Raw genomic sequence first — 25,339 nt, forward strand, 5'->3', positions numbered from 1 at the left:
ATGGCTGTATTCACTTGGGCCTGCTGTCAGGGCGGGCATGGATAATGAAAACGCCCGTCAGATGGCAGCCAGGATCAAGTAATAGGATAATCCCTAAGGCTTAATCCGCCAGTTTTTTCAGTTCATGCAAATGATCAAAGATCATCTGGCTGACCTCGGAGACCCGTGCCCGATCCTTATACGTGAGCCATGCCAGCTCTTCAATCTCCGAAGCCGGTCTTAACTCCCCTTCATATTCAGCCGTGTAACAGGACATCGTTACTCGAACGCCCTCCGATTTACCGTGGGCGGAAGCGCGGAAGCTCCCTGCATTCGCCGCGGACTTCGGTTTGATGCGAACGGACAGCTCCTCCTCAATTTCCCGAACCAGGGTTTCGATATCGGATTCTCCCGGTTCCCGCTTTCCTCCGGGCAGGTAATACGTGTCCTTGCCTTTTGAACGTGCGCACAGTATGCGTCCATCCACGATGTGGATCCAAGCGATTTTATCAATTTCCGTTATCATATGGATTCCTCCCTCATTCTTCGTTTGCTGATGGCTATGCCGTCTCTTGCTGCTCCTGTTTACCGCCTAACTTAAATACTAGTATGCCCCCGACAATCACAAGAACACCGATCAGCTGATTGCTCGTAAACGGGACCTTCTCCAGGCCCAACCAACCCAAAGAGTCCCACAGCAGCGCGAAGCCGAGCTGCGAGGTCATAACGATCGAAATCGCGAATGTAGCACCAAGCAGCCTTGTCGCTTGTACCAAACAGATCACGACCCCGACTCCGATCATTCCGCTGATCCAGTACCAGGGCTCCATGTTTTGAATGTCGAATGTCCCTTTTCCCTCTACGGCAAGACTCATGGCGAACGAAGCCACAAAGCCCATGCCTAGCACCAACGTCGTTGTAGACCAGGAGCCTGTTTTTTCATTCACCCTGTTATTGAAAATGTTCTGCAAGCTAACCAACGAACCCGCGATCAGCGCTAATACCAATCCTGCTACCATGCTCTATCTCCCTTACGGTTTCTTTCACCATCGTCATTCTTCGTAGATATTGCCGCCGGCTACACTCATCAACGCTTCCCGATCTTTGATCAGAATGGAACCTTTGCAACGCACGATCAGTCCTTCATGACTGAATTTCTGAATCACCCGGTTTAAATGCCGATAACTGGTTCCGAGCAGATTCGCGACATCCGTCAGATGGTATGCCGCAGGGTCGCTGATGACAAACGTGCCCGACGCTTCCTCCGAAACGGACAGTAAATAACTGGCCAGTCGTACCTCCACCGGGTGCAGTAAATTAAAACTCAAGAAATTGGATTTGATATAAAATTTCCGCGTGATGATCCGCAGCAAAAATTGAAGCAGCGGCGGATGCTCCTGCCCGTATTTGCGAAGCCAGCGATAATGCACGCCGATCATGTAGACGGGCGACACGGCCTGTACCGTATTGATCATCGGATTTCCCTGAACGTATTCGATGTCTCCGATCACCTCGAGCGGCGTTTTGAATGAAAGGACCAGCGCCTTGCCTTCCGCGGATGTCGTGAAGATTTTAATTTTCCCTTCAACCAGGACGTACAGCATCTCGGCAGGCTCGCCTTGCGTACAGATGATGTCGCCGTGGTCAAAATGATATAACACCAAATAAGGCTTTAGCCCATCGGGAAATATGGAATTGATTTGGTTGCTTAACAAATAATCCTGCATGAGCTCGGCATCATGAATTTCCTTCACGTCTCTGTCTCCTTTCCCCATCACCAGTCTAAAGGCCCCTTATTATCCGCATCATAATTTGATAATCACGACTCCGGCAATCATCATCCCGATCCCGATGAATTGAGGCAAACTCATTCTCTTCTTCGCCACGCCGAACCATCCGTTGCTGTCAATCAGGAACGTCAAGAATAACTGGGCGATTAATAACGCGGATATCGTTAATGTAACACCGATGTTCTGAATCGCCGTCACCTCGCTGAATATGATGGGCGCGCCCAACGCTCCGCCGATCAGATACAGCGGCTTCACTTGCCCGAAGCCTTGCCTGCTGCCGTCCCGGACGAACAGCAGAATGACCAATGCCATCAAAAAACCGGTCAGCTGCGTGACCGCGGCGGCTTGCCAGGTGCCCATATCCTGGCTGATCCGGGCATTGGCTACACCTTGCAGCGTAATGCAGGCACCGCCAATGAATGCAAATAAAATTCCTCTCACGATACAAACTCCTTCATCTATAGATCTGTATACTATTAAAAGTGATCTCACCGGACGCAGGAAAGGACATATGTCCTGAAATGAACGGGATTCCACATCTAGCCTGTCCGAAGACACGAATTTCATTATATACTATCTGTTGGCTTTTCATCGATCATGCAAAAAAAAGCTGCCTAAATTTCCTTGGCAGCCTAAACGATGGTTACGCAGATATCGGGCTCTCACGCATTCTTAAGGTATAAAACAGTTATAATCAACATTGCATCTATGACTCTATCCTTATTTTGTTTTAAAATATAACTATGATTAGTCATTTATTGACGTTTCTATGACCGGAAGGAGCACCTCTACGCATGCTAGACAGACAAGAACACATCCCTGATGAACAGGGCCGAATTCAATTGCAATCGGATTGCGAACGCTGCTTTGGATTATGCTGCGTCGCTTTGCCTTTCGCTTCCTCCACCGATTTTGCCATCGACAAAGACGGCGGGACCCCTTGCCGCCATCTGGAATCCGACTTCCGATGCGGAGTGCACAACAGCCTGCGGCAGCGCGGCATGCGGGGATGCACCGTTTATGAATGCTTCGGCGCGGGGCAAATGGTTTCACAGGTTACCTATAACGGACGCGACTGGCGGCAGGCCCCGGAGACGGCAAAAGAAATGTTCGACGTATTTCCGATTATGCGACAGCTTCAAGAGCTGTTATGGTATCTGAACGAAGCGCTGAGTTTGCAGCCGGCGCATGCCATACATTCTGATCTTAAATCGTCGCTGGAAGCGACGAGGAAGTTGACCCAGCTTCCTGCCGCATCCCTGCTACGGCTGGATGTGGCAGCTCATCGCGCTGAAGTGAACCAGCTGCTTCTTCGAACCAGTGAGCTTGTGCGGAACGATGCGCGACAGAAGCATAAAGGGCCGCCCGTGCGTCAGAAGATCGGGGGCCGTGGTGCCGATCTCATGGGAGCAAAGCTTAAAGGAGCTGACCTAAGATACGCCAATCTGAGAGGAGCTTACCTCATTGCGGCGGACCTCAGAGGAGCCGATCTGCGGGCCGCGGATTTGATCGGGGCCGATTTCCGGGATGCCGACCTAAGGGGAGCTAATTTAACGAACAGCATCTTCCTGACTCAATTCCAGGTTAACGCGGCGAAGGGAGACGCAAGCACCCGGCTACCTTCTTCCTTAGCCCGGCCGGCACATTGGACGTCTTAACGTCCCATGAATAGCAGCATACACAGATTATTGATCAAGACCTTCGCAAAGGAATCTCCGGCAGCCACTCGCTGCCGGCTTCTTTGTGCTGTCTGAATGTCCGTACCCGACGATCGGGGCCCCCTGATCGTATCCTTTAATTCTTGCCCGTCTTCTTCCATGAATCCTTCAACGAAACAATCCGGTTAAACACCAGATCTTGCTCTGTTGCATGCTTGGAATCCAAGCAGAAATAGCCGTGTCTGATAAATTGGTACGTTTGGTTCATGGCCGGTTCCTTCATGGAGGGCTCCAGTATGGCGTCTTTGATCCGAATCAACGACTCCGGATTCAGGAGATCCGCCCAAATATTATCCGATTCCAACAGCTCGGCCGATTCCTTCAATAATGTATCGTACAAGTGAACCTCCGCCGGAATCCCATGCTTCGCTGAGACCCAGTGCAGCGTGGATTTCACCTTACGCCCTTTGAATCCGCTGCCGCTCTTCGTCAGTGGGTCATACGTGCAGTGAATTTCCATGATGTCCCCCGTTGCCGGGTCTTTCACGACATGCTCGCATTTGATGAAGTAGGCTCCTTTCAGGCGCACTTCCTTGCCGGGCGATAACCGATGAAATCCGGGATCCGGCTCCTCCATGAAGTCCTCCCGTTCGATGTACAGCTCCCGTGAAAAAGGTACCTCCCGCATCCCTAACGCTTCGTCATGTTCATGGTTCGGTATGCTCAGCATCTCGGTGCGATCTTCAGGAACATTCGTAATGATCACCTTCAGCGGGTTCATGACCGCCATCGCATTGCGGCACCGATCCTTCAAGTCCTGACGGATGAAATGGTCGAGCATCGCCGAATCCACCATGCTGTTGCCGCGAATCACGCCAAGTTCGTCCAGGAAATGCCGGATTCCCTCGGGAGTCACCCCCCGTCGCCGAAGTCCTTTCAACGTAGGAAGTCTGGGGTCATCCCACCCGTCCACAAAACCTCCCTCGACGAGTTCCCTCAGGTATCGCTTGCTTGTTACGTATCCGGAGATGTTCAATCTGCCAAACTCCCGCTGCTTCGGGGGCTCCGTCACCTCCAGCTCGGCCAGCACCCATTCGTACAGCGGTCGATGCTCTTTAAATTCGGCAGAGCACAGCGAATGCGTGATTCCTTCAATCCAATCCTGGATCGGATGGGCAAAATCATACATCGGGTACACGCACCACGTGGTTCCCGTACGATAATGCTCGGCATGAATAATCCGGTATAAGACAGGATCTCTCAGATTCATGTTGGGCGAAGACATATCGATTTTGGCCCGGAGCACTTTCGCGGACGTTTGGAATGCCCCTGCCAGCATTTGTTCGAATAACGATACATTCTCCTCGATGCTGCGCTCTCGAAACGGGCTGTTCATGCCGGCTTCGGTCAGCGTCCCCCGGTATTCCGTCATTTGTACCGGCGTGAGATCACAGACATATGCCTTCCCCTTGTTGATGAGTTTCCTTGCTGCCTCAGCGATTTGATGCGCATAATCCGATCCGAAATAAACGCCCGGCTTCAGTCCGAGCCACTCGATATCCTCCCGGATCGCATCCACGTATTTCATGTCTTCCTTCAGCGGATTTGTATCGTCGAACCGAAGATTGAATGTCCCGTTAAACCGGCTGGCGATGGCATGGTTAATGTGGATTGCATAGGCGCTGCCGATGTGCAGATAACCGTTGGGCTCTGGCGGGAACCGCGTAGCCACCGGCCTGTGATATACGTTGTTCTCCACATCGTCCTTGATCATCCTGGTCAAAAAATCCGCCGTTTCCGCTCCATTGTTGTAGTCGTTGCTCATACCTGAATCCTCCCTATGTTTGATTACTGCCGCAATGCCGTATAAAACAAAAAATCCCGTCTCCAAGACATAAGTCTTGGGGACGAGATTCGTTTCGCGGTGCCACCCCGGTTTGCCGATATCTCTCGATACCAGCCTTATCGGGTACGGCCATCACGCGATCGCTTATACCCTAGCTCTGTAACAGGAGCTCCTGTCGCACCATCCCTTATCCATAAGTTCCGATGCGCCGCTCGGAGGCTTGGTTCAATGAAGGGCTTCCCGCTCCTTTTCAGCATACCGGAGCTCTCTGCAGGGATTCCTGTTCATCTACTCTTCTCTTCATGGCGTTTATAATTTGATCCATAATATCACCAGAAACTCAAAAAGTAAACCGCTGTACGCCACCAATAATGAAACGCCCTTGAAAGACGTTCCGCAAGATTATACCGGCAGCAGCTTCACCGCGGCCTGTTTGCCGCTAACCTGTATGCCCGTTTCCTTCTTACCCACCCCGGCCAGATCTTGAACGAGTCGTTCAAGCAGCTTACGGGCAGCTTCGCCTTCCTTGCCCTGGATGCGTATGACCGGCTGGACGGCTTTGCCCGCTGCCAGCAGCTTATGCATCTGCGAGAGCTTGGTGTCGTAATCATGCTCTTCGATATGTACGGACAGGCGGAATTCCTTGACCTTGATCGGACCGCCCGAAACCTGCTGCTTCGCTTTAACCGCCTCCTGCTTCGCTTGGCCGCGGCTTACGAGCTTGCATGGCGGCGGGCTGCTGAACAACGAGGTGCACACCAAATCGGCTTTGTGACGCTTAGCCAGGGCAAGCGCCTCTTCCCTGGAGACGACGCCCAACTCCTCGCCGTTCAAGCCGGTAAGCTCGACTTCGCGCGCTTTTATCTTTTCGTTCATCATCAACATGGACTGATCCTCCTATTATGTCTGTTAAACCATGGCTTTAATGATAGAATAACATACTCTTCCTATCACTCCGCAGGCACGGACCGGACAAAATACGTTCGGTATTCCAGTTGTTCCGTGATTTCCAGGCAGTTCAACTGCTTACCGTATACGCATGCTCCATCGATGCCGATTTTGTCCCCATCGCCACAGAACCAAATATGCTCCGAGTCATGCAAGTTGACGGCCGGGGTATGCCCGAATACCACGGTTTTGTCGATGCCGGTGGGATAATTGAAGAATGGTTCCCGTATCCAGATGAAATCATGTGGAGGCTGCTGCTTCCAGTCTTCCACGCCCGGATTGATTCCGGCATGCACGAATAGGTGGGTGTCTGTTTCATAGTACAGGGGCAATGTATCGAGAAATGATAAATGATGCTCATAATGCCGTTTTATGTAGGCCTTGCCTTCATTGTATCTGGAGCGATCCAGATCGCCATCAAAAAAATCGGCGCCGCAATAACTTTCAATCGTATTTCGCGCACCATTGCGAATCCAGCGTGAATTCGCTTCGTCCGTATCCAGCAGAATGGCATCCAGCATCATTTGATCATGATTCCCGCGAAGGGTGATGACGCTGGAATCCCGCATTCCCATCACCTGCTCAATCACTTCTTTGCTTTTAGATCCGCGATCCACATAATCCCCAAGCAGGACCAGCTTATCCTGTGCGGGATGATACCGCACTTCGGACAATAACCGATTGAATTCATCATAGCAGCCATGAATGTCGCTTATCGCTAAGGTTCGAATCGCAGTCCCCTCCCATCCTCTTTGATAGTGCCACCATAAGTTATGGCAGAACGCACGGTTTCACATTATGAACGTCTATATTATACAAAACTATATTTAGCCATCACATCTCCCCAGGGAGCATAACCGGCTTCCGTAAACCCGATTTGGGTATAGAGCCTTTTTGCATGCTCGTTCCCGGGTTTGTAACACAGCATAACATCGTCCGTACGATTCGGCGAATGGCGAATCTCATCAAGAACCAGGCGAATCGCAGGCTTGGCATAATGCATTCCCTGAAATTTGCCGTCGATCATAAATCGGTATATCCAATAGTTGTCATCGTGCGGGTGCAGTCCGTACATAACAAATCCGATCATTTCTTCATCATGGAAAATGGCTCTCGTTTCGAAACCCTCCATAAATTGAGCTTCCGCTATGGAATATAGATTAGGGGCAATCCATTTCTCCTGTTCAGGTTTGGGTTTAAGGCGGATGCAATCCTCCCAATTATCTTTATCTATGACATGAAGTGATATCAAATGCAAGACTCCTTCAACATGGTTTATGCCTCTATCCTAATTCAACTCGGGCGATATTTCACGGTAATAAATATGTAAACCCAAACAGGACGCAGCACGTTGTCAGGTACCGTGCAAGATAATGAATGATTATAAGCATTTATTCCATATTCCGTTCCCTTCTCAATGGATAAACTAGAATTAACTTTATTCTACATGGAGGCGATATCTATGCGGCAATGTCACAACGACATCCAACCGAAAGGACTACAAATGATGAAACGAATGAGGGTTACGATATATGAAGAACATATTGAACATTGGAGTTTTGGCCCATGTTGACGCCGGTAAAACTACGCTGACGGAGCAAATTCTATTTAAGGCCGGGATTATTGAACAAGCAGGCTCGGTGGACCATGGCAATACGACCACGGATTCATTGGACATTGAGCGGAGACGGGGCATTACGATCAAATCCGCCGCGGTATCGTTCATGCTGGGCGATCTGAAAGTCAATCTCATCGACACGCCCGGCCATGCCGACTTCATCTCGGAGGTTGAGCATTCGCTTAGCGTACTGGATGGCGTCATTCTGGTCATTTCCGCCGTTGAAGGCGTACAGTCCCAAACCCGGGTGCTCATGCAGACATTGAAGGAACAAAAGATACCCACCCTATTATTCATGAACAAAATCGATCGAATGGGTGCCGACTACCGGAAGGTTTATGCGATGATACGCCATCTGCTTGACGAACATATTTGCGAAATGAGTTCGGTCATCAAGGAAGGCGGCGCAGCCGTTCAGGCGGACGCGTCCGATCCCCACCACGCAGGCTGGGTAGAAACCCTGGCATTGTCCAATGACGATCTGCTGAACGATTATGCCCTGGATATTCCGATATCACACCAACGGCTGCAGGAGGAATTGCGGAGGCAAACGCGCCAAGGCAAAGCTTATCCCCTATTTGCAGGTTCAGCAGCCAAAGGTCTCGGCATAGAACCGCTGCTTCAAGCGCTCGGCGATTTTTTCCCGGTTAACCCATCGTCGATGCTTCAGCATGAACCGTTATCCGGCTTGGTATTCAAAGTGATCAGACGACCGAATGGGGAGCGGAATGTATACCTCCGCCTGTACGCTGGCAGCATCCAGTATCGTGATGAAATTCCGGTGATCCATCAGAACGGACAAACCTCGACGCTCAAGGTGAAGCAGCTTCATGCTCTGCACCAGGGCAAATCCATTCCGGTCCATGGAATCGGCGCAGGCGACATCGCCATTCTTATCGACGGCGAACTCAAGGTGGGCGACGTCATCGGCAGCGTTTCCGGGAGGATGAAGACGGTTCATTTTCAAAAGCCGCCGATTCAAGTCCAGGTTTCGGCCGTTCATTCCGCGGAGAAACATCGGCTGCATGCCGCCTTAAGCGATCTCACCGAAGAGGATCCGTTTCTGCAATATAGCCAGGACACGAAAACAAGCGAGAATGTCATCCATGTATTCGGCAAAGTCCAGCAAGAAATTCTGCTGGAAACGATTCTGCAGCAGTACGGCATCGAAGCCGTATTTTCCGCTCCGCGGGTGATTTGCATCGAGAAGCCTTATGGCACGGGAGAAGCTGTTGAATATATAGGCGAGTGTCCTTTTTATGCAACGGTGGGCATCAGGGTCGAACCTGGCGAGTTCGGTACCGGAATTCAGTACAGGCTGGAAGTGGAGCTGGGCTCCCTTCCCTTAGCTTTTCAGAAAGCAATTAAAGACACGGTATTCGAGGTGCTTCAGGAAGGTTTGTACGGATGGGCAGTGACCGATACGATCGTAACGCTGACGCATACCGGTTACGCAAGCCCGGTTTCGACGGCAAAGGACTTTCGAAGCTTGACTCCTCTAGTCCTCATGGCTGCGCTCGACCAAGCAGGGACGGAAGTATACGAGCCCATGAACGTGATCCAATTCATTCTGCCGGAAAACAGCTTAAGCAAAGTACTATCCAAATTAGCCGCGCTGGACGGCACTTATCAGGAACCCGCGTTCCATAACGGTACCGTCCACGTTCACGGCACCATTCCGGTGCGGACTACCGACTTGCTGAAAGCCGAGGTTCATTCCCTTACGAGCGGCGAAGGCATGCTCACCGTTAAACCAGGCGGTTATACGAAGGTGCAAGCTCCCTTCCCAGTCAATACACGTCGGCAAGTCAACCCGCTGAACCGTGGCGAATATATGCTTTACTTAAACAAGATCATGTAAGAGCACTGGAGGACATGCGGCTTCATGGAATTGCAAGTTGGAATGTCGCTCTGCATGTTTCACGTTCGGGGGGCATGCATTCAGGATGTAAATACAGATAGCGGTGTCGAGAGAGGATCTCGCCCGCTATTTTTCTTCTTCCCGCACAATAAAAGCCTGCGCATGTCCGCCATAAGCGATTGCATGCACAGGCCAACCCTTATCCATCCCTGTACCTTCCCACTTGTTCTATGGTATCCATAATGAATAATCGCGTAATCAATCTTTCAGATGCTTGACGATTAATGCCTCAATCGCTATCTCGCCATGTCCCCCGCTCCACTCGACCGTATTCCCGTTGCCGGCATTCAGCACAACCGTAATGCCCGTGTATCCCGTTCTTTCGTGGATACCTCCCGTGCCCAATGCGTTTACGAATGAATAATCAGTACCGTTTACGCTCAATCTCAGTTTAGCCAAGCGTTCCGCCGTACCGTAGACGATTCCGACTTCAGCCCTGCCTCCAGTCGATCCGCCTTTGATATCGCCAAATCGGCAGCAGGCCGTATCGGATCTCAGATGGGTTGCAACGGTAACGCCGTCCGCGGCTTGTTTAAGCTCCGCACCGCCGACCACTTGGCATAAAGCTGCGTCATACACCTCCAGCTTCGGAGAGCACGTAGGCCCTCCCGGAGCGGGCTTAACCCCATCGAGCGTTTGGCGCACGTTCTGGATCGTGCCATCCTCATTAAAGTGCAGCTCATCAATACATACGCTCCGGAGAGTGCCCTCACCTGATATCGCTTGATTGTGATAGAACAAATACCAGCTTCCTTTGAACTCGACCACGGATCCATGCGTCGTTGAACAGCCCGTCGGCTCCAGGAATATGCCTTGATATGTCCAAGGTCCGAGCGGATGGTCACTGGTGGCATAACGCATTCGATTATTTCCTTCCAGATTGTCCGCGTAAGTCAGATAATACCGGCCCTCTCTTTTGAATACCCAGGCAGCTTCGTGAAAATCCTCCAGCCCTTCCATGACTTGAACGTCCCCATGAATCGTCATCATGTCATCGTTCAGCTCGACCCCGGCGCAAACGCCGCCCCCGCCGTAGTACATATACGCACGGTTGTCATCGTCAACCCATACGGCCGGGTCGATCATCGCAAAACCTCCCAGGCCTTGGATGTATCCTTGGTCGATAAACCCGCTGGCAGGTTTGTCGCTCGTGGCGACTCCGATCTTCCAGGTATCGTTCCAATCCGATCCGCTCGGGTGAGGATAATAGAAGTAATAGGTTCCATTTCGATAAGCACAGTCCGGCGCCCACATAAATCCGCCTTCCGGCCGGCCCCAGCTCACATCATCGGAGTTTAAGATTTCACCTTCGTCCTGCCAATGCACCATGTCCTCCGAGGAGAATACGTGATAGCGGTCCATCAGGTCGCAGCCTCGGGGCGGATCCACGTCATGCGAGGCGTATACGTAGATTTTGCCGTCATTCCACACATGGGCCGAGGGATCTGCCGTGTAGATGCTGGTAATAACGGGATTCATCGAAGTAGTTTTTTGCTGTATCGTTGCATAGGGATGCATGTTCATCTTATTCATAGGTTAGGACCCTCCTCGGATTCTATTGATGAAGCCTTATAAGCTCATGCTGATGGCAGCTAAGTCTGGGCACAAGAAATTACATGGGGTATGGCAGCAGATTATACAAGCGGTACAGGAGCACTGACGCCTCTTCCGAGGTCAGCGTTTCTTCCGGTAGAAAATAACCGTCCGTCCCCTGCAGCATCCGTACATGCACCAAGATACTGCTGGTCTGCTACAATAACGGACCAGACGACACGATTCCAAGAGTTTCAATAATCAATGGATCGGGTTTGGGTTATTCCTTATTGCATGTCTTGCTGTCCTAGAATTTCCCTCCATGAATGCACAGGCTTCCAGTTCAGCCGCTCTCGTGCGCGCCGATTGGTTACGAAAGCGGTCAATTCCTGAATAGACGCCCCTGGCAAAGGCACCTGCGGATAATATCGCCGTGCCAGCTCTTCCAGACCAACATCGCTGAGAATATCGCTGGACGTCACATCCAGTCGGCAGGCCTCCTGCGATTCGTTAGGGCTTGTTTCTAGCGCTAGACGGCAGGCGGTGGCTGCATCTCTCGCATCGACGTAGCTCCATAAAATACGATGGTGCCTGGCGGTGTCGGAGAAAGCAGCGATCTCGCGGCTATACTCTTCCGGAGTCAGAACTAATGAAAACCTCATCGCGAAGACTTGCATGTTCACCCGTCTGGCAAACATGTCGCCGATATGCTCGTTGGTCTGTTTGGATAGTCCATAGCTCTCCTGCGGCAGCAGCGGATGGTCTTCGTCCACGGGAAGATAGTGAGGCGCAAACGGATGCTTCGCCCAGCAAAAGCCGTAAGCCGACTCGCTGGATCCGAATACGACACGCTGGATACCCAGCTTCGATGCGGCCTCCATAACGTTATAGGTGGACATGACATTGTTAGCGAATATCCGCTCAGGCGAATAACTGACCGGATTCGGTATAGCCGCCAAATGAATCACGGCATCCGCCTCGGCTAATAATCCATATACCTCTCCAAGTTGATTCAAATCCCCTTGCACATAGCGGGCATACCGGTTCCTTCCGCTGGACGGGCGATTATCCGTCCCAATGACCTTGTAACCCGCCCGGTTCAGCTCTTCCACCACGTAATGTCCGAGTTTGCCTTCCGAGCCTGTGACGATGATTCTGTTCATGATGATGCCTCCTTGTCATTAGCCTTACGGCCGAAGTAGCGTTCCGTCCGGCTTGCGGTCCAGCTTGTATGGGTGGTGATAGGATGTCAGGCGCTTCGGATCGCGCAGCAAGGCGGCCGCTTTAGCTTCATCGATATCGATCCCGAGCCCCGGCTTGTCGTTAAGCTGCAGATGCCCGCCTTCCAGCACGGCATGGCCGGGAAAGGCTTCCTGTTCCTCTGCGCGGAAATGGTTGCTCTCCTGCACGCCGAAACTCATGATGGCCATGTCCAAATGGGCGGCGGCCGCTTGATTCACCGGATCGTTCTCCCCGCCTTCCTGCCATGCGGTACGGACGCCGAATGCTTCGCAGACGGCGGCGATTTTGCGGCATGGCGTAATCCCTCCGGCCTTGGAGACACGCATCCTTACGAAGTCAATCAAGCGCTCTTTGACCAATGGCAGCCATTCCCGAGGATGCACGAACAGCTCGCCCACGGCTTGCGGGGTCGTGCTGTTCAACCTCACGCTGCGATACCAGTCCGTATGCTCCGCCGGAAGCAGATCCTCCAAGAAGAACAAGCGGTATGGATCAAGCTCCTTGGATAGGGCAACCGCTCCCGAGGGCGTCAAATGCTCGTGCACGTCATGCGTGAAAGACAGATTCATGCCGAATCGAACGCGCAGCTTTTCAAACATAGCCGGAATGGCCGTAATGTAACTGGCTTCATCAAATCGATTCGCAGGAGGAAAAATCGTTGACGGCAGCCGAGAGGATACAAAACCGCCGCCGCCGTATCCGCCAAGCTGGCAGCGGATGACGCCATAGCCTTGCTCTTGATAAGCCATCACCTCTTCTTCCAGCTGCTCATAGGTGGAACCGTTGGCATGCGCATAACAAGGCACGGCAGAACGGACGGCGCCGCCGAGCAGCTGATACACCGGAAGCCCCGCCTCCTTGCCCTTAATGTCCCATAATGCCATATCTATGCCGCCCATCGCCGTATGAAGCGTCGAACCGTTGCGCCAATACCCGCTGGTATACATCGTTTGCCATATGTCCTCGATCTGGCTCGCGTCCCGTCCGATCAGAAGCGGCTTCAGCAATTCTTCGATGACGCTGACAATCGCTCCGGGCTGGTATATATCGCTGGCAGAGCCGATCCCGTACAGGCCGTCCTGGTCCGTCAGCACTTTGACAATGACCCAGCTTCCGTCATGCCGGGTACGAATACATTGAATGCCTGAAATGATAGCCATGTCCTTCCCCTCCTTCTATTCAAAGAGATATGCGTGGATCATCGAGCCGGCGTTTGAATGCCAAGGGTCTGAATTGTTGCCGGGCCGACCTTCAACGCATAACGTTCATCCTCGTCCGGACTCAAGGTTTCTCCCATTTCTTCAATAATCGTGCTTTCATAAACTTGATCAACCTGAAACGAAGGTTTCACCTTCATCGTTGCAGCTTCCGAAGACACATTGAAAACCCGGAACATCAGATCATGCTTCTCTTCGCCCTGTTTCAGCGCACTGAAGGCAAGACCTTCGCCCTCCCATTGCAAAAACTCCTGAGAAGCTGGCAGCGTTCCTCCATGCACGCCGGTCTGCTGCACCGTCCATGGAACCGGGAATTGATACGCCTGCACATAAGCACGGGAACGGATAACGTCCAGATCATGCGCGATCAGTTCCATCTCCAGGGTGTGCTGCCCCAGGCACTGCGCTTCAGGCGTCGCGAATACGCCCCAATCCCCCAGCTCCCGAACTCCGCGCAGCAAGGTAACCGCAAGTGTATTCCCTTCGGCAAGCACTTCATACTCGTTCAGGCCTTTATTTGCTATCGTAAGTCCCTCACGGCCATTGCTAATGCTAACAAAGGCATTCTGATGCTGGGCATTGCTCGGATTGCTCCATTCCGCCTCCGGTTGAATCGGACGCTGCGCCAGCTCATAGATGGAGTCAACCGTAACATGGTCCGCCTCAAGACCGGTTCTGAACAGCATTCGGATGCGATGATCCCGCACCGTATTGTCGATGTAACTCTTGATGCCGACCCTACGGCTGTCCTTCTCAAGGGTCAGCTCGGTTACAATCCGAACCTCCGCCATCTCGCTCACCCGCCGGGATTGACGGTACCGGAACGGCACCATGGACCGAATCTCTTCATCCAGCAGGTCATCCGCACGGGTCGGAAGCTTCCAGGCGTGCTCGATTCGGTATACCGCTCTCAGCCTTGTATGATGCACAAGCTTAATGTCCGCAGGGAGCCCTTGAGTAGTCAGTGCTACTTCATCATCCGGCTGTCTGTACATATATTCATTCCCGATATCGCCGGTATCCTCATAGATGCCAAGCCCCTCATACAGGCGGTTATTGACTTTATCCGACAGCATAAACGATCCGTCTTCGGCAATCTCGACGCGAAGGAACCGGTTTTCCATGACATGATCGCCTGCAACCAACTCGGAGGATACGGATGCTTCCCACGCCTTCACACTTAGGATTTCCTTGGGGACCAAGGCGAACGTGCGGTAGCCGATCCCTGGAATGTCTTGAACGTAAAGCTCCACTTCCACTTGATAAGCCCAGTAGGGCTGACGGAACCGGTCATCCGGGAGATCATAACCAAAGACTGGCCCGATCGGCGTAATCACGGCTTCCACCTGATGGCCATTAGAGTCCGTTATACCCCATTCATCTGGATTAAATGCCTCCCATTGTTGTTTGAACTCCTGATACTTCAAATGCGGCGCCTGGTGATCAAAATATCGACGCTCCACATCCACTGTCGCCCTAGCAATTCCTGATCGGCCGTGCCCCGAGCTGTTGAACACGACGAATGGGCGGGCGGCTTCCGGATCGAAGCCGGAGGTATTTACCGATTCCGCTACCCAGGCGGCACTCTGCGTCGCAACCGATTCGGCAACCTGCTGCGATTTGGCAAACCGCGTCAACATCTCCCGGTGCACTTCGTCGATGCTGCAGCCGCAGATGCTGTCATGCGGATGATTCTGAAGCAGCGTCTTCCAGGCATACAGCAGCTCATGCCGCGGATACGCCGCACCGGCCAGCGATGCCATAACCCCCAGCGGTTCGGCCACTTTCTCCAGCAACGTTTGGGTTTTCGCATTTTGCTGCTTGATATATACACGGCTGGACGCCGTATTCACCAGCGTCATCCAACCGTCGGTCCATTGGCTTCGAAGCTCGCCGCGGATGACGTCCAGCGACTCCGGGCTTGCACTGCGCAAAGCCGCGACATATTCCGGAAAGCTGGAGTGGCGGAACGTCACGTCGGGCACTATGCTGCCGGCCGTTTGCAAAGCCACCGTCAGATCCTTCTGCAGCGGCTGATGGTCGCAGCCGTTCATGAATAGCAGCTCCGGGCTTGAAGCGAATTCTTCGGCTTCGGCAAGCTTCCGAGACCAGTACGCTTTTACCTCATCAGGCTCCACTGGAATCTCCATCCCGTTGTTGTACCAATTGGCGAACAGGATCGCCAGCACCCTGGAACCGTCGGGCGATTCCCATAACATCTCCGAGTATTTGGAGGTATGCCCGTGTCCGCTGCCTGACTGTATTTCGTTATTAAATCCAACGGGCTTCACGCCGCGCCCATACACGGCTACTTCGATGCCCGCCTGACGGATCAGCTGCGGCGCCTGCCCCATGTTGCCGAAGGAATCCGGGAAATAACCGATCTTCGGGTAACCGCCCATTTTCCTTGACGCGTTGATGCCGATCAACAGGTTGCGCGCGTTGGCTTCGCTGCTGACCAGGAATTCATCCTGAAGAATGTACCAAGGGCCCACGATCAGCTTGCCCTGTTCGACCAACGATCGGACCTGGTCCGCCCTGTGCGGCATGATTTCCAAGTAATCCTCCAGCACGATATATTGGCCATCCAGGTGAAAGCTTGTGAATGCCGGGTCCTTTTCAAACGTCTCGATGACATCCTCCACCAGCCGAACCAGTCTCAGCCGGTGCTTCTCATATGGCAGATACCACTCTCTATCCCAATGCGAATGCGCGATAACGTGCGCTGTTTTTGTAGTCATCCAGTTCATCCCAATCTTGTAAGGTTTAGTTCAGGGTTGATTCGTTATCGATGATAACGAGTTCAAGCGGTATTACATTTTGACCGAGCCGACCGTCATCCCCTTGACGTACATCTTCTGCATGAAAGGGAACGCGACCAGAATCGGAATGACCGTAATCAACGCGCCTGCCATCAATTCGTTCCATTTCTTGAAGGAGGAAGAATCCAGGTACATCAGTCCCATAGGCAAGGTGAACATATCCCGGCTGTCCACGATGATCATCGGCCACAGGATATTGTTCCAGCTGCCGATGAAGTTCAGGATGGCAATCGTCCCGATCGCAGGCAGTGCAAGCGGCAGGTAGATCCTGTAGTAGATTTTGAAATTGTCGCAGCCGTCCAGCACGGCACTTTCGTAGAGCTCATGCGAAATCGTGCGGAAATAGCTGGTGAACAAGAAAATGGCGAACGGCGCGGCGCCGTTGATCATGGGCAGGATCATGCCGACGTACGTATTTTGCAGCCCCAGATTTGTCATGTTGATATAGAGCGGGATCAGCGTAGTGACGCCCGGAACAAGCAAGAGTGCAATAAACATGTAGTAGATGAATTTTTTGCCTCTATAAATAAACTTCGCAAATGAAAATGCCATCATGGTGTAGATAAGGATGACGCCGACAATGACGACTGCACTTACGATCACGCTGTTGACAAAAAATTGATAGAAATTCAGCTTGTTCCATACCTCTCCGAACGTGGACCAAGCCGGTGCGGCCTGTGGAAACGGGCTTTGCGGATTGGCTAGCGCATCCTGCGATGTTTTCAGCGATGTGCCGATCATCCATACAAAAGGATACAGGCAGGTCAATCCGTACAGGACGAGAACGACGTGTTTAATAAGTTTGACCATGTGATCCTCCTTTAGATGTCCGCCTGGAATGAACGGATGCTAAAAATGGCGATAACGCCGGTAATCAGAAAAGATACCCATCCAATCGCGCTGGCCAGACCGTAGTCATTGTTCAGGAAGGCTGTTCGATATACCAGGGTGCCGATAACCTCCGAGCTGCCCGCCGGTCCGCCGCCCGTCATGATGAACACATTCTCGAAGGCCTGGAAGGCACCATTCACCATCTGGATGACGGCGATGAGCGTGATGGGCTTCAGCAGCGGCCACGTGATTTTCATGATCATCGTGGATTTTTTGGCGCCGTCTACGCTTGCGGCTTCGTAAAGGGTGGGATCGATGGACGTCAGGCCCGCGTAATACAGAATGAGCGTTCCCGGCAGGCCGCCCCATATGGACGTTAGAATAATGCCAAGCAAGGAGGTCGATGAACTTCCGAGCATCCCCCCGGGCACCGCCAGGAAATCCAGCCCCAGCCACAGGAAGAGCGAGTTAAAAGCTCCGGTTGGCTCAAACAATCCTTTCCATACATAGAAAATCGCCACGCCGGATGCTATCATCGGAAGGAAGTAGATTGTGCGGTACCAGGACGCCGCCTTTGTGTTCTGCAGCACAAAGGCCAGTACAAGCGCGATCGGTACGACGACCACGACCTGGGAAACGGCAATCACCAGATTATGGAGTACCGCGTTATAGAAATTTCGGGTTACGATCGGATCATCGCCAAGCAGGAACTGACGGAAATTCGCGAGCCCTTCGAACCGCGCCGTTGAAAAATCAATTCCTGACCAGTTATAAAAACTGAGCATGATCGAGAATCCGACCGAGTATATGCCGATGGCAAGAAACAGAAGTACGCCGGGCAGTAAAAAAAGATAAGGCACCCACTTATTTCGACTCTTTATCATGATCCATCACCTTTGGCTTCTCAATTTAGCGATCGGCTGAACCCGGGGCGGGTCCGGCCGATCGCTCGGTATGCGGCTTAGTTGCCGCTGGCTTTCAGACTTTCCATCGTGTCGTCGAATGTTTTGACCACTTCTTCGGCCGTCATTTTCTTCTCGATCATGGATTGCATCGATTGGGCGTACACTTCCCACTCTTTATGCTTGCCGCGATACGTATTGATCGCTGGGGACGCTTGGCTGTACGGGCCAGGCTCCGCTGCGAACGCTTCCGATATCGACTTCAGGTTCGGGTCCAGGTCCTGCGCGCGGTCACCCAGGTTCAGTGCCGGTACGGTATACGCCGCATTAGCAAACGCAACGGCCGCATCCGGATCGGCGGTCAAGAATTTAATGAAGTCGAGCGCTTGATCCTTGTTCTTGGAATCCTTGTTCACGGACAGCATCGTCAAAGTAAACGGATCCGTCGTCCAGCTCGTAATCTTCGATCCTTCCAGCGGCGGCACCGGGAACGTAATGATATCCTCCGGATTCATTCCCATGGCCAGCAGCGTCGACATCGTGAAGGAACCCCCCAGATCAAAAGCAGCTTTGCCTGCCGCAAATGCCTGATCGGCACCATCGATATCCGTCGAAAGAATGCCCGGCATTAACAGATCTTTATTGGCTAACGTTTCCATCGCTTTCACCACCGGCAGATTCGCCGGATCGCTCAATTTGGACTTTCGTTCGAGCAGGTCGATATAACCTTGCGGTTCGTTCAGCATGATGGACAAAGCCGATCCGGCCCAGTTCTCCCACAAATCAGGAAGCTTGGCTCCAAACACCAATCCGGGCGTTCCCGTCTTCTCTTTGATCGTCTCCATCATCGAGACGAATTCCTCCCAGGTTTTTGGCGCTTCCGCGGTCAGACCCGCTTCTTCGATCAGCTTTTTGTTACCGTAGAAGGTAAAGAATCCGCCGATATCCAAGGGGAGCCCGTAGAACTGGCCGGCCTTCAGCGACTTTTGAATCGTCGTGGCGTTCTTGTCTGCCTGCCAGGAATCAACCTGACTCTGCGTGACGATAATCGGATCCATGGCTGCACTGTAGTAAGTGCTCAAGATATCGTCGCCAACCTCTCCCGAGAGCTCCATAACGGAGTTCTCGATTGAATCGCCGGCAGTTGCCCACCAATTCACGATATCCGGCAGATTCTTGGAGTTAGCGGCAGCCTGAAATTTCTGGCGGTACGTATCGTCCGGCGTGAAGGTCTCCACTTTGACTTTGACGCCCGTTTTCTCCTCGTACAGCTTCGCGGCTGCCTCGATTCCCGGCGTATAAGCCACCTTCCAGGTCCACATCGTCAGTTCCTTATTGGCGTCAGATTCAGTTCCGCCTGATTGCCCTCCTCCGCAAGCGCTTACAATTAGTGAAAAAACAATCAACAGCGTCATCATCATTCCTGCTCTGGTTTTCATTTTCCGCAACCACCCTTATCTTCGATTTTGAATGTTCTTCCGTTACGATTCCATTATGACTTGCCATATGGGGATAAAAGCTGCTGCACCTCCTTTTGATCTCAAGGAACTTACACCATCCTGCGGTTCATATGAGATGAATACGTCGTATTGGAATCGCTTCATCCAATAACTTTAATAACAATATAAACAACATATTTTTTGATGTAAATGTTTATTTTTTGATACAACTAAAGATAGAAACGAACCCGACATTTTCTTTTAAAATAAGACAACACGGGTTTATCAGCCATAAATAAGGATTGATCACTTTTCGTGTAATCATAATAACTTGATATAAACAAACAACACTTGTATATGTTGTATTTATATAATATATTTAAAACGGATCTATTAGCGATTGGAGATAAATGCCATGGTAAAAAAATTCACGCCCATGTACAAGAAAATCGAAACGTTTATCATTGAACAAATTCGGAACGAAAATTGGAAGCCGCGGAGCCGCATACCTTCCGAGAATGAGTTGGCGGAACAATTCGGCGTCAGTCGAATTACGGTGAAGAATGCGCTGACGACACTGGTGGATAAAGGAGTAGTCTACAGACTGCAGGGTAAGGGCACCTTTGTGTCCGACCACCGTCCGGAGGATATATCCAATATCTCAACAGAGGAAAAAGCAGCTCACACGGTGCCCGCTATCGGTTTTCTCCTGCCCCGTCTGGACAACCGGTTCACCGCTAATCTGCTGAGCGGAATTGAAGATAGCCTGTCCGGGAACGGATATCAGCTCTTATTCGCGAAAACCAACGACTCCCAGGAACATGAAATTCTGAGGATCCAGGAAATGAAGCAGGCCGGAGTCAAAGGACTCATCATTTATCCCGTGGAAGGTGAGCACTACAACAACGAAATCCTGTCGCTTACGCTGAACCGCTTCCCCCTTGTCCTGCTTGACCGCGAGCTAAAGGGAGTGGACACCAATTCGATCAGCTCGGATAACTATGCGGCGGCCATGCAAGCCGTCAACCATCTGCATGAGCTCGGTCATAGCCAAATCGGGTTTATCTCCACGCTTGCCGAAGGAACATCAAGCATTGAGGACCGATTGCACGGCTACGAAAAAGCACTTGAGGACCGCCACATTCTCATTGATCGCGGCATGCAGATGACCAAGCTGACGATGACCAGCAGTGACGAAGAGGTGATTGCCATGATCCAGCAATTTTTAAAGGCTAATCCGCAGATGACGGCTCTCCTGTCCTCTAACTTCAGCCCGCATGTTATTCAAGCGGCTCTGCAGCTCGGCATCTCCGTGCCGGAGGATCTGTCGGTCGTCTTCTTCGACGATGTGGAGTATCCGGACTTCTGCATCGTTCCTCCTACGGCCGTCGTCCAGCAGGAGCTCGAGCTCGGCCGTGAAGCCGGCAGGCTGATTATGGAGCAAATAGAGAATCGAAGCAGCGAATACCAGCAGATCAAGCTGCCCACGGTTCTGGTTCCCCGTCAATCAACGGCAAAAGCGAGGAAAACGAACCGAACGCCGTAGCATATGGATTATGTTCGCCATAGCGGAATGCGTAACTCTTTCTCTCGATTCTGCGGCCTGCCCTGCATAACAACCCAAGCACGAAGCTTTCATCGTGAATAATATGGATGCATAACCGATGTTCCATCATGAACCTTCAGGAGGCAAGAGGCCTATGCATGCCATAATCGGGATTCTTTCCATCATGCTCACGATAAGCATCCTCCGCCGCAAATCTCGGAGAAACAATCGATAGCCTACGATAGGCGGATATTCGATTGTGGCTGCCTATCTACGGATGATATATATAACAAATTACGGCCGGCGCATCGCCGGCATTTTTTGCGTTTTACCGGAATCTATCTTTCTTAGTCCGGCGCAACATTTTTTGCCCCTTGTCACATATTAAGCGACAGGAAAAAACGTTGCTCTAGACCCACCCATGCGTGGATTGGTATTATAGTCAGGTACTATTTTTAGGGGTGTGCGGAAGGAGTCGGCCAGACGTGGAAGAACAACGTTACAAGGATCTAAAATTAGGTGAAAAAGGTGCGATCATCAGCATCATTGCTTATATTTGTCTATCTGCAATCAAGCTATTGATAGGTTACTCGGCGAATTCCGAAGCTCTGCGTGCCGACGGATTAAATAATGCTACCGACATCGTGGCATCCATTGCCGTATTGATCGGACTACGATTATCGCAAAAACCTGCGGACCGGGATCATCCTTACGGACACTGGAAAGCGGAGACGGTAGCATCCTTGATCGCCTCTTTCATCATGATGGCCGTCGGGATCCAGGTATTGTTCGGGGCCGCATCTTCCATGTTTGAAGGTACCCACGAATCGCCTGATCTCATATCCGCCTGGACCGGGATCGGCTGTGCAATTGTCATGTACTGCGTTTACCGCTATAACAAGCGTCTTGCCAGCCAAATCAACAGCCAAGCCGTAATGGCGGCCGCGAAGGATAACCTCTCGGACGCTTGGGTCAGCATCGGCACGGTTGTCGGCATCATAGGCGCCCAATTTCAGCTTCCCTGGCTCGACCCGCTGACGGCCATAGTGGTAGGTTTTCTGATATGCAAAACCGCCTGGGATATATTCCGCGATGCCTCTCATCATTTAACCGACGGATTCGATGAGAACATTATCAAAGGCTACAAAGAAACCGTGAAACAAGTGGTTGGAGTCAAAGGAGTCAAAGACATTCGGGCAAGAAATTACGGCAGCAACACGGTGGTCGACATCGTCATTCTGGTCAGATCCAATCTGGACATTCGGGTTGCCCATGATATTTCCGACCAGGTGGAGCATGAATTAAAAGAAACGCATGGCGTTTATGACGTCCATGTTCATATTGAACCGAGTTAAGCCTCCAGATTCCAAAGTGTCAAAACAACGACGAAGGTCCGGCCACATTCTTATTGGCCGGACCTTTCATCAATTCTGTGCTTCGATCGATTTTAAAAGACTGCGCTTCAATTCCTCCATCGTTTCATAGCGGTTCAGGTCAACGCCTATGATGTGAGGCGGGCTTCTGGGATCACCTTCAAGATTTATTTACCTTGTCTTCTCCAAAATAAAACCCTTTAAGTTGTTGATCAAAGAAATCCCTTAAGTTTTCTTGATCGATTGTATAAATCATTTGCCTAGTCCATATATCTGTTCTTGTTATATAAATCTTTTCAAGATCATATTGGATTCTTATTTCTTTTCCGGTCTTTAATTTAAAAACAATCCCTGCACTAATGCTGGTGTTTGATGGTATTTGTTTCAACGCTATACGATCTGAATCAGGTACAGAATTAATCCAATTTACAATATTATTAATTTCATCCTGATTTAATTCAACGTCTATCCAATCGATATATGCACCTGATCCTTTTCTGGTGTATCGTGCTTTGGACATCTCCGTGCTGGAGATTTGTTTTACCTGAATTTCTTTATTTAAGTTTGACTGACTCATGAAACCATTCATATCACCAAGAACAAAATATAATGTCCCTATAACGAGTATGAGGACAATAAGTGTTCTTCTATTCTTTAGATTGGTTATAATCGCACTCTCCCCCATGGCTAATAAAGTTGGTGTGTTCACGAACTCCACCACCATAAGGCCCGAAAGGCCGCGCCGCGATGCGGTTAGGTGGTGCGAATTTAGCCGGCAATTACTTCTCCGACTTCCCGCCTGGACCGAGGGGCGTATGCCCCGATGAGTGAACACATTGTTATTAAGATATCAGCGCCTTCTTCGAATAAGTATTCAACTTACTATGTCTCTTCTAATATTTCTTATATTGGGTTCAATTTGATCAAATCGATTTAAACAGTGGTTTCGAATCATTTCTAAGTCATTGATACTTTGAGACTCATCTTTATTCCTAAATAGAATATTCATAACCCAGTTAGATAGATTACGAAGATGTGCACGATAAGAGTAAAAGCGAATCAAGTCCAGATTAATCTGAATCTTTCGATCCAACTGTTTAATATAAGAAGATATAAAGATGTCGAAACTCGAACCAATATAGCCAAACAAATTATACTCAGGTGGTGCTATGATCACCGATTCCCAGTCTAAAAAGAACAACTGATTATTGTGATATATGATATTTCCACCCCACATATCACCGTGACACAAAACAAGTTGGCTAGCATTGATATGAACTGAATTCCGAATTTCTCTAACTAAGTTCATGTAAAAGAGAATTTGTTCTTTCTTTAATAAAACAAGCTTTCGTAGTGATTGATTTAAGTCATTGTTTAGATTTGATTTCTCAAGGATCGAAATACATCTCAAAAGATCAGATTCGAAAGTGACATCAAATGATTCCTTTGGTAATAAATTCTGATTCACGTGCGGAGTAATCTGTTCTAATGTAGCCACGGACTTTGCAATTCCTACAAGAATCTCTTCTGAGAAAGGATATGCCTCGGTCAAGGTCTCTCCAACTATAAAATTAAATAAAACTATAGTGATGTCTTGTAATTTAGTAAATAAACTCCCAAAGCAATTCTTTATTGGATGAGTCATGTTTATAAACAACCCTTGATGATAAAGATCCCAAGTCAAAGGTAGGTAATAATGTAGTCGTCGTATTCCCTCTCTTTGTCTATCATTATGATGATCAAATAACTTCAAGTAATATTGTTGTTCGTCAATACAATTTACTTTATAGGAATACGCCGAATCCCCGACCGGAATAAATTCAATATCCTTAATAAGAATTCCGTAGTTTTTTTGTATGAATAAAATAAGCTGTTCATCTTCGATTTTGAACTTACTTATCAAAAGTCTCACCACCATATGATTGAGGAATTGTGGTTTGCGCTGATTTCCGATAACTTCTTTATATTCACGAACCCTCACTGGCTTAAGGGGCGAATACCCCGGGTCCGACGGACTTAGCCAGTGCAAGGTTGTCAGGTTGATCCCGCTCCCCTGAAATCCCTCATACCAGACCGAGAAACGAACGGTTCAATGCGTAAATATGGTGTTTTATTTGAAGGACTTGTCCTCCTCAACTTACTTTACAATTCCTTCAAACTTTTCCTTCATTAAAAAACTTGATTTCAATCTCGTTTTTTACAATATTTTTTAATCCTTCTTGATAATAAGGCATAAATTCATCTGCTCTATCAATATCTACCCATTCAACATGACTAATTTCGGATGGTCTAGTTATCTCTTGTTGCCCGCCTATTATTTCAGCTCTAAAAGTAATAAACACTACGTGTTCATCATGTTTTGTTAATATTGCCTCATTGATAGCCACTACACCGTGGACTTTAATATCAAATCCCGTTTCTTCCTTTGCTTCGCGGATTGCAGCCGCATCTAAGGTCTCGTTTTCTTCAACGCCTCCACCTGGTAATGACCAAGTACCGTTTTTATGATTCTTCACCATGAGGATTTTTGTTTTGTCTTTATCTGTAATCAAAGAATACGCAACGTCTATTCGTTTCATATGATCTTCCTTTTTTATGTTTTTTAAGTTTCACATGTCTTTCAGATAACGGTTAAAGTTTTAATAAGACCGTCATTCGTTTCAATTCAATCCAC

At 50.2% G+C, this 25,339-nt stretch carries 23 protein-coding genes and 1 other annotated feature; of the genes, 4 read left to right on the forward strand and 19 right to left on the reverse strand.

The genetic code is table 11. From position 1 onward, the window contains the following. Positions 1 to 100: 100 nt before the first annotated feature. The 4 genes from JNUCC32_RS12310 to JNUCC32_RS12325 are packed head-to-tail and all read right to left on the reverse strand — an operon-like array spanning position 101 to position 2,210. On the reverse strand, positions 101 to 505 hold the full coding sequence (locus JNUCC32_RS12310) for an NUDIX hydrolase (protein ID WP_192572233.1): 405 nt from the start codon (positions 503 to 505) through the stop codon (positions 101 to 103). 34 nt (positions 506 to 539) lie between these two features. Next, positions 540 to 998, reverse strand: coding sequence for a DMT family transporter (locus JNUCC32_RS12315; protein WP_192572234.1), 459 nt, complete (start codon positions 996 to 998; stop codon positions 540 to 542). Positions 999 to 1,031: 33 nt separating this feature from the next. Next, positions 1,032 to 1,733, reverse strand: coding sequence for a Crp/Fnr family transcriptional regulator (locus tag JNUCC32_RS12320; RefSeq protein ID WP_192572235.1), 702 nt, complete (start codon positions 1,731 to 1,733; stop codon positions 1,032 to 1,034). Between the two features lie 51 nt (positions 1,734 to 1,784). Next, positions 1,785 to 2,210 (reverse strand): DMT family transporter, encoded by a 426-nt coding sequence (locus tag JNUCC32_RS12325; protein WP_015734833.1) that lies wholly within the window; start codon positions 2,208 to 2,210, stop codon positions 1,785 to 1,787. A gap of 353 nt (positions 2,211 to 2,563) precedes the next feature. Here JNUCC32_RS12325 and JNUCC32_RS12330 point away from each other — a divergent pair, with 353 nt between their 5' ends. Further along, on the forward strand, positions 2,564 to 3,427 hold the full coding sequence (locus tag JNUCC32_RS12330; RefSeq protein ID WP_192572236.1) for a pentapeptide repeat-containing protein: 864 nt from the start codon (positions 2,564 to 2,566) through the stop codon (positions 3,425 to 3,427). A gap of 136 nt (positions 3,428 to 3,563) precedes the next feature. On the opposite strand, the gene JNUCC32_RS12335 is transcribed toward JNUCC32_RS12330, so the two are convergent. From JNUCC32_RS12335 to JNUCC32_RS12350, 4 genes are all read right to left on the reverse strand, one after another. Next, a complete protein-coding gene (locus JNUCC32_RS12335) occupies positions 3,564 to 5,252 on the reverse strand; it encodes a glutamine--tRNA ligase/YqeY domain fusion protein (protein WP_192572237.1) in 1,689 nt (562 codons plus the stop codon). A 75-nt stretch (positions 5,253 to 5,327) separates the two neighbouring features. After that, positions 5,328 to 5,586, reverse strand: a binding site (T-box leader). Positions 5,587 to 5,675: 89 nt separating this feature from the next. Continuing rightward, the gene (infC, locus tag JNUCC32_RS12340) at positions 5,676 to 6,158 is read right to left on the reverse strand and encodes a translation initiation factor IF-3 (protein WP_036663531.1); all 483 of its coding nucleotides are present in this window, start codon (positions 6,156 to 6,158) and stop codon (positions 5,676 to 5,678) included. Positions 6,159 to 6,223: 65 nt separating this feature from the next. Further along, positions 6,224 to 6,952: a metallophosphoesterase family protein gene (locus tag JNUCC32_RS12345; protein ID WP_192572662.1), complete on the reverse strand. Its 729-nt coding sequence runs from the start codon at positions 6,950 to 6,952 to the stop codon at positions 6,224 to 6,226. Positions 6,953 to 7,032: 80 nt separating this feature from the next. Continuing rightward, the gene (locus tag JNUCC32_RS12350; protein ID WP_192572238.1) at positions 7,033 to 7,473 is read right to left on the reverse strand and encodes a GNAT family N-acetyltransferase; all 441 of its coding nucleotides are present in this window, start codon (positions 7,471 to 7,473) and stop codon (positions 7,033 to 7,035) included. 280 nt (positions 7,474 to 7,753) lie between these two features. On the opposite strand from JNUCC32_RS12350, the gene JNUCC32_RS12355 reads away from it, so the two are divergent. Further along, positions 7,754 to 9,700, forward strand: coding sequence for an elongation factor G (locus JNUCC32_RS12355; RefSeq protein ID WP_192572239.1), 1,947 nt, complete (start codon positions 7,754 to 7,756; stop codon positions 9,698 to 9,700). 258 nt (positions 9,701 to 9,958) lie between these two features. Here the strand turns inward: JNUCC32_RS12355 and JNUCC32_RS12360 are convergent, their stop codons facing one another. From JNUCC32_RS12360 to JNUCC32_RS12390, 8 genes are all read right to left on the reverse strand, one after another. Then, the gene (locus JNUCC32_RS12360; RefSeq protein WP_192572240.1) at positions 9,959 to 11,293 is read right to left on the reverse strand and encodes a family 43 glycosylhydrolase; all 1,335 of its coding nucleotides are present in this window, start codon (positions 11,291 to 11,293) and stop codon (positions 9,959 to 9,961) included. 79 nt (positions 11,294 to 11,372) lie between these two features. Further along, on the reverse strand, positions 11,373 to 11,495 hold the full coding sequence (locus JNUCC32_RS31710; protein ID WP_267132971.1) for a hypothetical protein: 123 nt from the start codon (positions 11,493 to 11,495) through the stop codon (positions 11,373 to 11,375). An 85-nt stretch (positions 11,496 to 11,580) separates the two neighbouring features. Next, a complete protein-coding gene (locus JNUCC32_RS12365; RefSeq protein ID WP_192572241.1) occupies positions 11,581 to 12,456 on the reverse strand; it encodes an NAD-dependent epimerase/dehydratase family protein in 876 nt (291 codons plus the stop codon). A gap of 24 nt (positions 12,457 to 12,480) precedes the next feature. Beyond that, positions 12,481 to 13,695: an enolase C-terminal domain-like protein gene (locus JNUCC32_RS12370; protein ID WP_192572242.1), complete on the reverse strand. Its 1,215-nt coding sequence runs from the start codon at positions 13,693 to 13,695 to the stop codon at positions 12,481 to 12,483. Positions 13,696 to 13,733: 38 nt separating this feature from the next. Continuing rightward, entirely contained in the window at positions 13,734 to 16,493 is a 2,760-nt protein-coding gene (locus JNUCC32_RS12375; RefSeq protein WP_192572243.1) for an alpha-mannosidase, read from the reverse strand. A gap of 72 nt (positions 16,494 to 16,565) precedes the next feature. After that, positions 16,566 to 17,384: a carbohydrate ABC transporter permease gene (locus JNUCC32_RS12380; protein WP_176502492.1), complete on the reverse strand. Its 819-nt coding sequence runs from the start codon at positions 17,382 to 17,384 to the stop codon at positions 16,566 to 16,568. 11 nt (positions 17,385 to 17,395) lie between these two features. Beyond that, positions 17,396 to 18,289, reverse strand: coding sequence for a carbohydrate ABC transporter permease (locus JNUCC32_RS12385; RefSeq protein ID WP_096775454.1), 894 nt, complete (start codon positions 18,287 to 18,289; stop codon positions 17,396 to 17,398). Positions 18,290 to 18,366: 77 nt separating this feature from the next. Beyond that, the gene (locus JNUCC32_RS12390) at positions 18,367 to 19,746 is read right to left on the reverse strand and encodes an ABC transporter substrate-binding protein (RefSeq protein ID WP_192572244.1); all 1,380 of its coding nucleotides are present in this window, start codon (positions 19,744 to 19,746) and stop codon (positions 18,367 to 18,369) included. A 415-nt stretch (positions 19,747 to 20,161) separates the two neighbouring features. On the opposite strand from JNUCC32_RS12390, the gene JNUCC32_RS12395 reads away from it, so the two are divergent. Then, a complete protein-coding gene (locus JNUCC32_RS12395; protein ID WP_192572245.1) occupies positions 20,162 to 21,292 on the forward strand; it encodes a GntR family transcriptional regulator in 1,131 nt (376 codons plus the stop codon). 485 nt (positions 21,293 to 21,777) lie between these two features. After that, entirely contained in the window at positions 21,778 to 22,647 is an 870-nt protein-coding gene (locus JNUCC32_RS12400) for a cation diffusion facilitator family transporter (RefSeq protein ID WP_096775451.1), read from the forward strand. Between the two features lie 178 nt (positions 22,648 to 22,825). Here JNUCC32_RS12400 and JNUCC32_RS12405 read toward each other — a convergent pair whose 3' ends face one another. The 3 genes from JNUCC32_RS12405 to JNUCC32_RS12415 form a co-directional block, all read right to left on the reverse strand. Then, a complete protein-coding gene (locus JNUCC32_RS12405; protein ID WP_228468946.1) occupies positions 22,826 to 23,374 on the reverse strand; it encodes a hypothetical protein in 549 nt (182 codons plus the stop codon). Between the two features lie 165 nt (positions 23,375 to 23,539). Then, positions 23,540 to 24,568: a phosphotransferase gene (locus JNUCC32_RS12410; RefSeq protein WP_192572246.1), complete on the reverse strand. Its 1,029-nt coding sequence runs from the start codon at positions 24,566 to 24,568 to the stop codon at positions 23,540 to 23,542. 250 nt (positions 24,569 to 24,818) lie between these two features. Continuing rightward, positions 24,819 to 25,244 (reverse strand): NUDIX hydrolase, encoded by a 426-nt coding sequence (locus JNUCC32_RS12415; protein ID WP_192572247.1) that lies wholly within the window; start codon positions 25,242 to 25,244, stop codon positions 24,819 to 24,821. Between the last annotated feature and the right edge of the window lie 95 nt (positions 25,245 to 25,339).

It is taken from the genome of Paenibacillus sp. JNUCC32 (assembly GCF_014863545.1).
In the GTDB taxonomy this organism is placed as follows: Bacteria; Bacillota; Bacilli; order Paenibacillales; family Paenibacillaceae; genus Paenibacillus_AQ; species Paenibacillus_AQ lautus_A.

Coding starts and splice junctions, on each gene's coding strand:
- JNUCC32_RS12310 (WP_192572233.1), bottom strand. CDS start 505: ATGATAACGGAAATTGATAAAATCGCTTGGATCCACATCGTGGATGGA.
- JNUCC32_RS12315 (WP_192572234.1), bottom strand. CDS start 998: ATGGTAGCAGGATTGGTATTAGCGCTGATCGCGGGTTCGTTGGTTAGC.
- JNUCC32_RS12330 (WP_192572236.1), top strand. CDS start 2,564: ATGCTAGACAGACAAGAACACATCCCTGATGAACAGGGCCGAATTCAA.
- JNUCC32_RS12335 (WP_192572237.1), bottom strand. CDS start 5,252: ATGAGCAACGACTACAACAATGGAGCGGAAACGGCGGATTTTTTGACC.
- infC (WP_036663531.1), bottom strand. CDS start 6,158: ATGTTGATGATGAACGAAAAGATAAAAGCGCGCGAAGTCGAGCTTACC.
- JNUCC32_RS12355 (WP_192572239.1), top strand. CDS start 7,754: ATGAAGAACATATTGAACATTGGAGTTTTGGCCCATGTTGACGCCGGT.
- JNUCC32_RS12360 (WP_192572240.1), bottom strand. CDS start 11,293: ATGAATAAGATGAACATGCATCCCTATGCAACGATACAGCAAAAAACT.
- JNUCC32_RS12365 (WP_192572241.1), bottom strand. CDS start 12,456: ATGAACAGAATCATCGTCACAGGCTCGGAAGGCAAACTCGGACATTAC.
- JNUCC32_RS12370 (WP_192572242.1), bottom strand. CDS start 13,695: ATGGCTATCATTTCAGGCATTCAATGTATTCGTACCCGGCATGACGGA.
- JNUCC32_RS12375 (WP_192572243.1), bottom strand. CDS start 16,493: ATGACTACAAAAACAGCGCACGTTATCGCGCATTCGCATTGGGATAGA.
- JNUCC32_RS12380 (WP_176502492.1), bottom strand. CDS start 17,384: ATGGTCAAACTTATTAAACACGTCGTTCTCGTCCTGTACGGATTGACC.
- JNUCC32_RS12385 (WP_096775454.1), bottom strand. CDS start 18,289: ATGATAAAGAGTCGAAATAAGTGGGTGCCTTATCTTTTTTTACTGCCC.
- JNUCC32_RS12390 (WP_192572244.1), bottom strand. CDS start 19,746: ATGAAAACCAGAGCAGGAATGATGATGACGCTGTTGATTGTTTTTTCA.
- JNUCC32_RS12395 (WP_192572245.1), top strand. CDS start 20,162: ATGGTAAAAAAATTCACGCCCATGTACAAGAAAATCGAAACGTTTATC.
- JNUCC32_RS12415 (WP_192572247.1), bottom strand. CDS start 25,244: ATGAAACGAATAGACGTTGCGTATTCTTTGATTACAGATAAAGACAAA.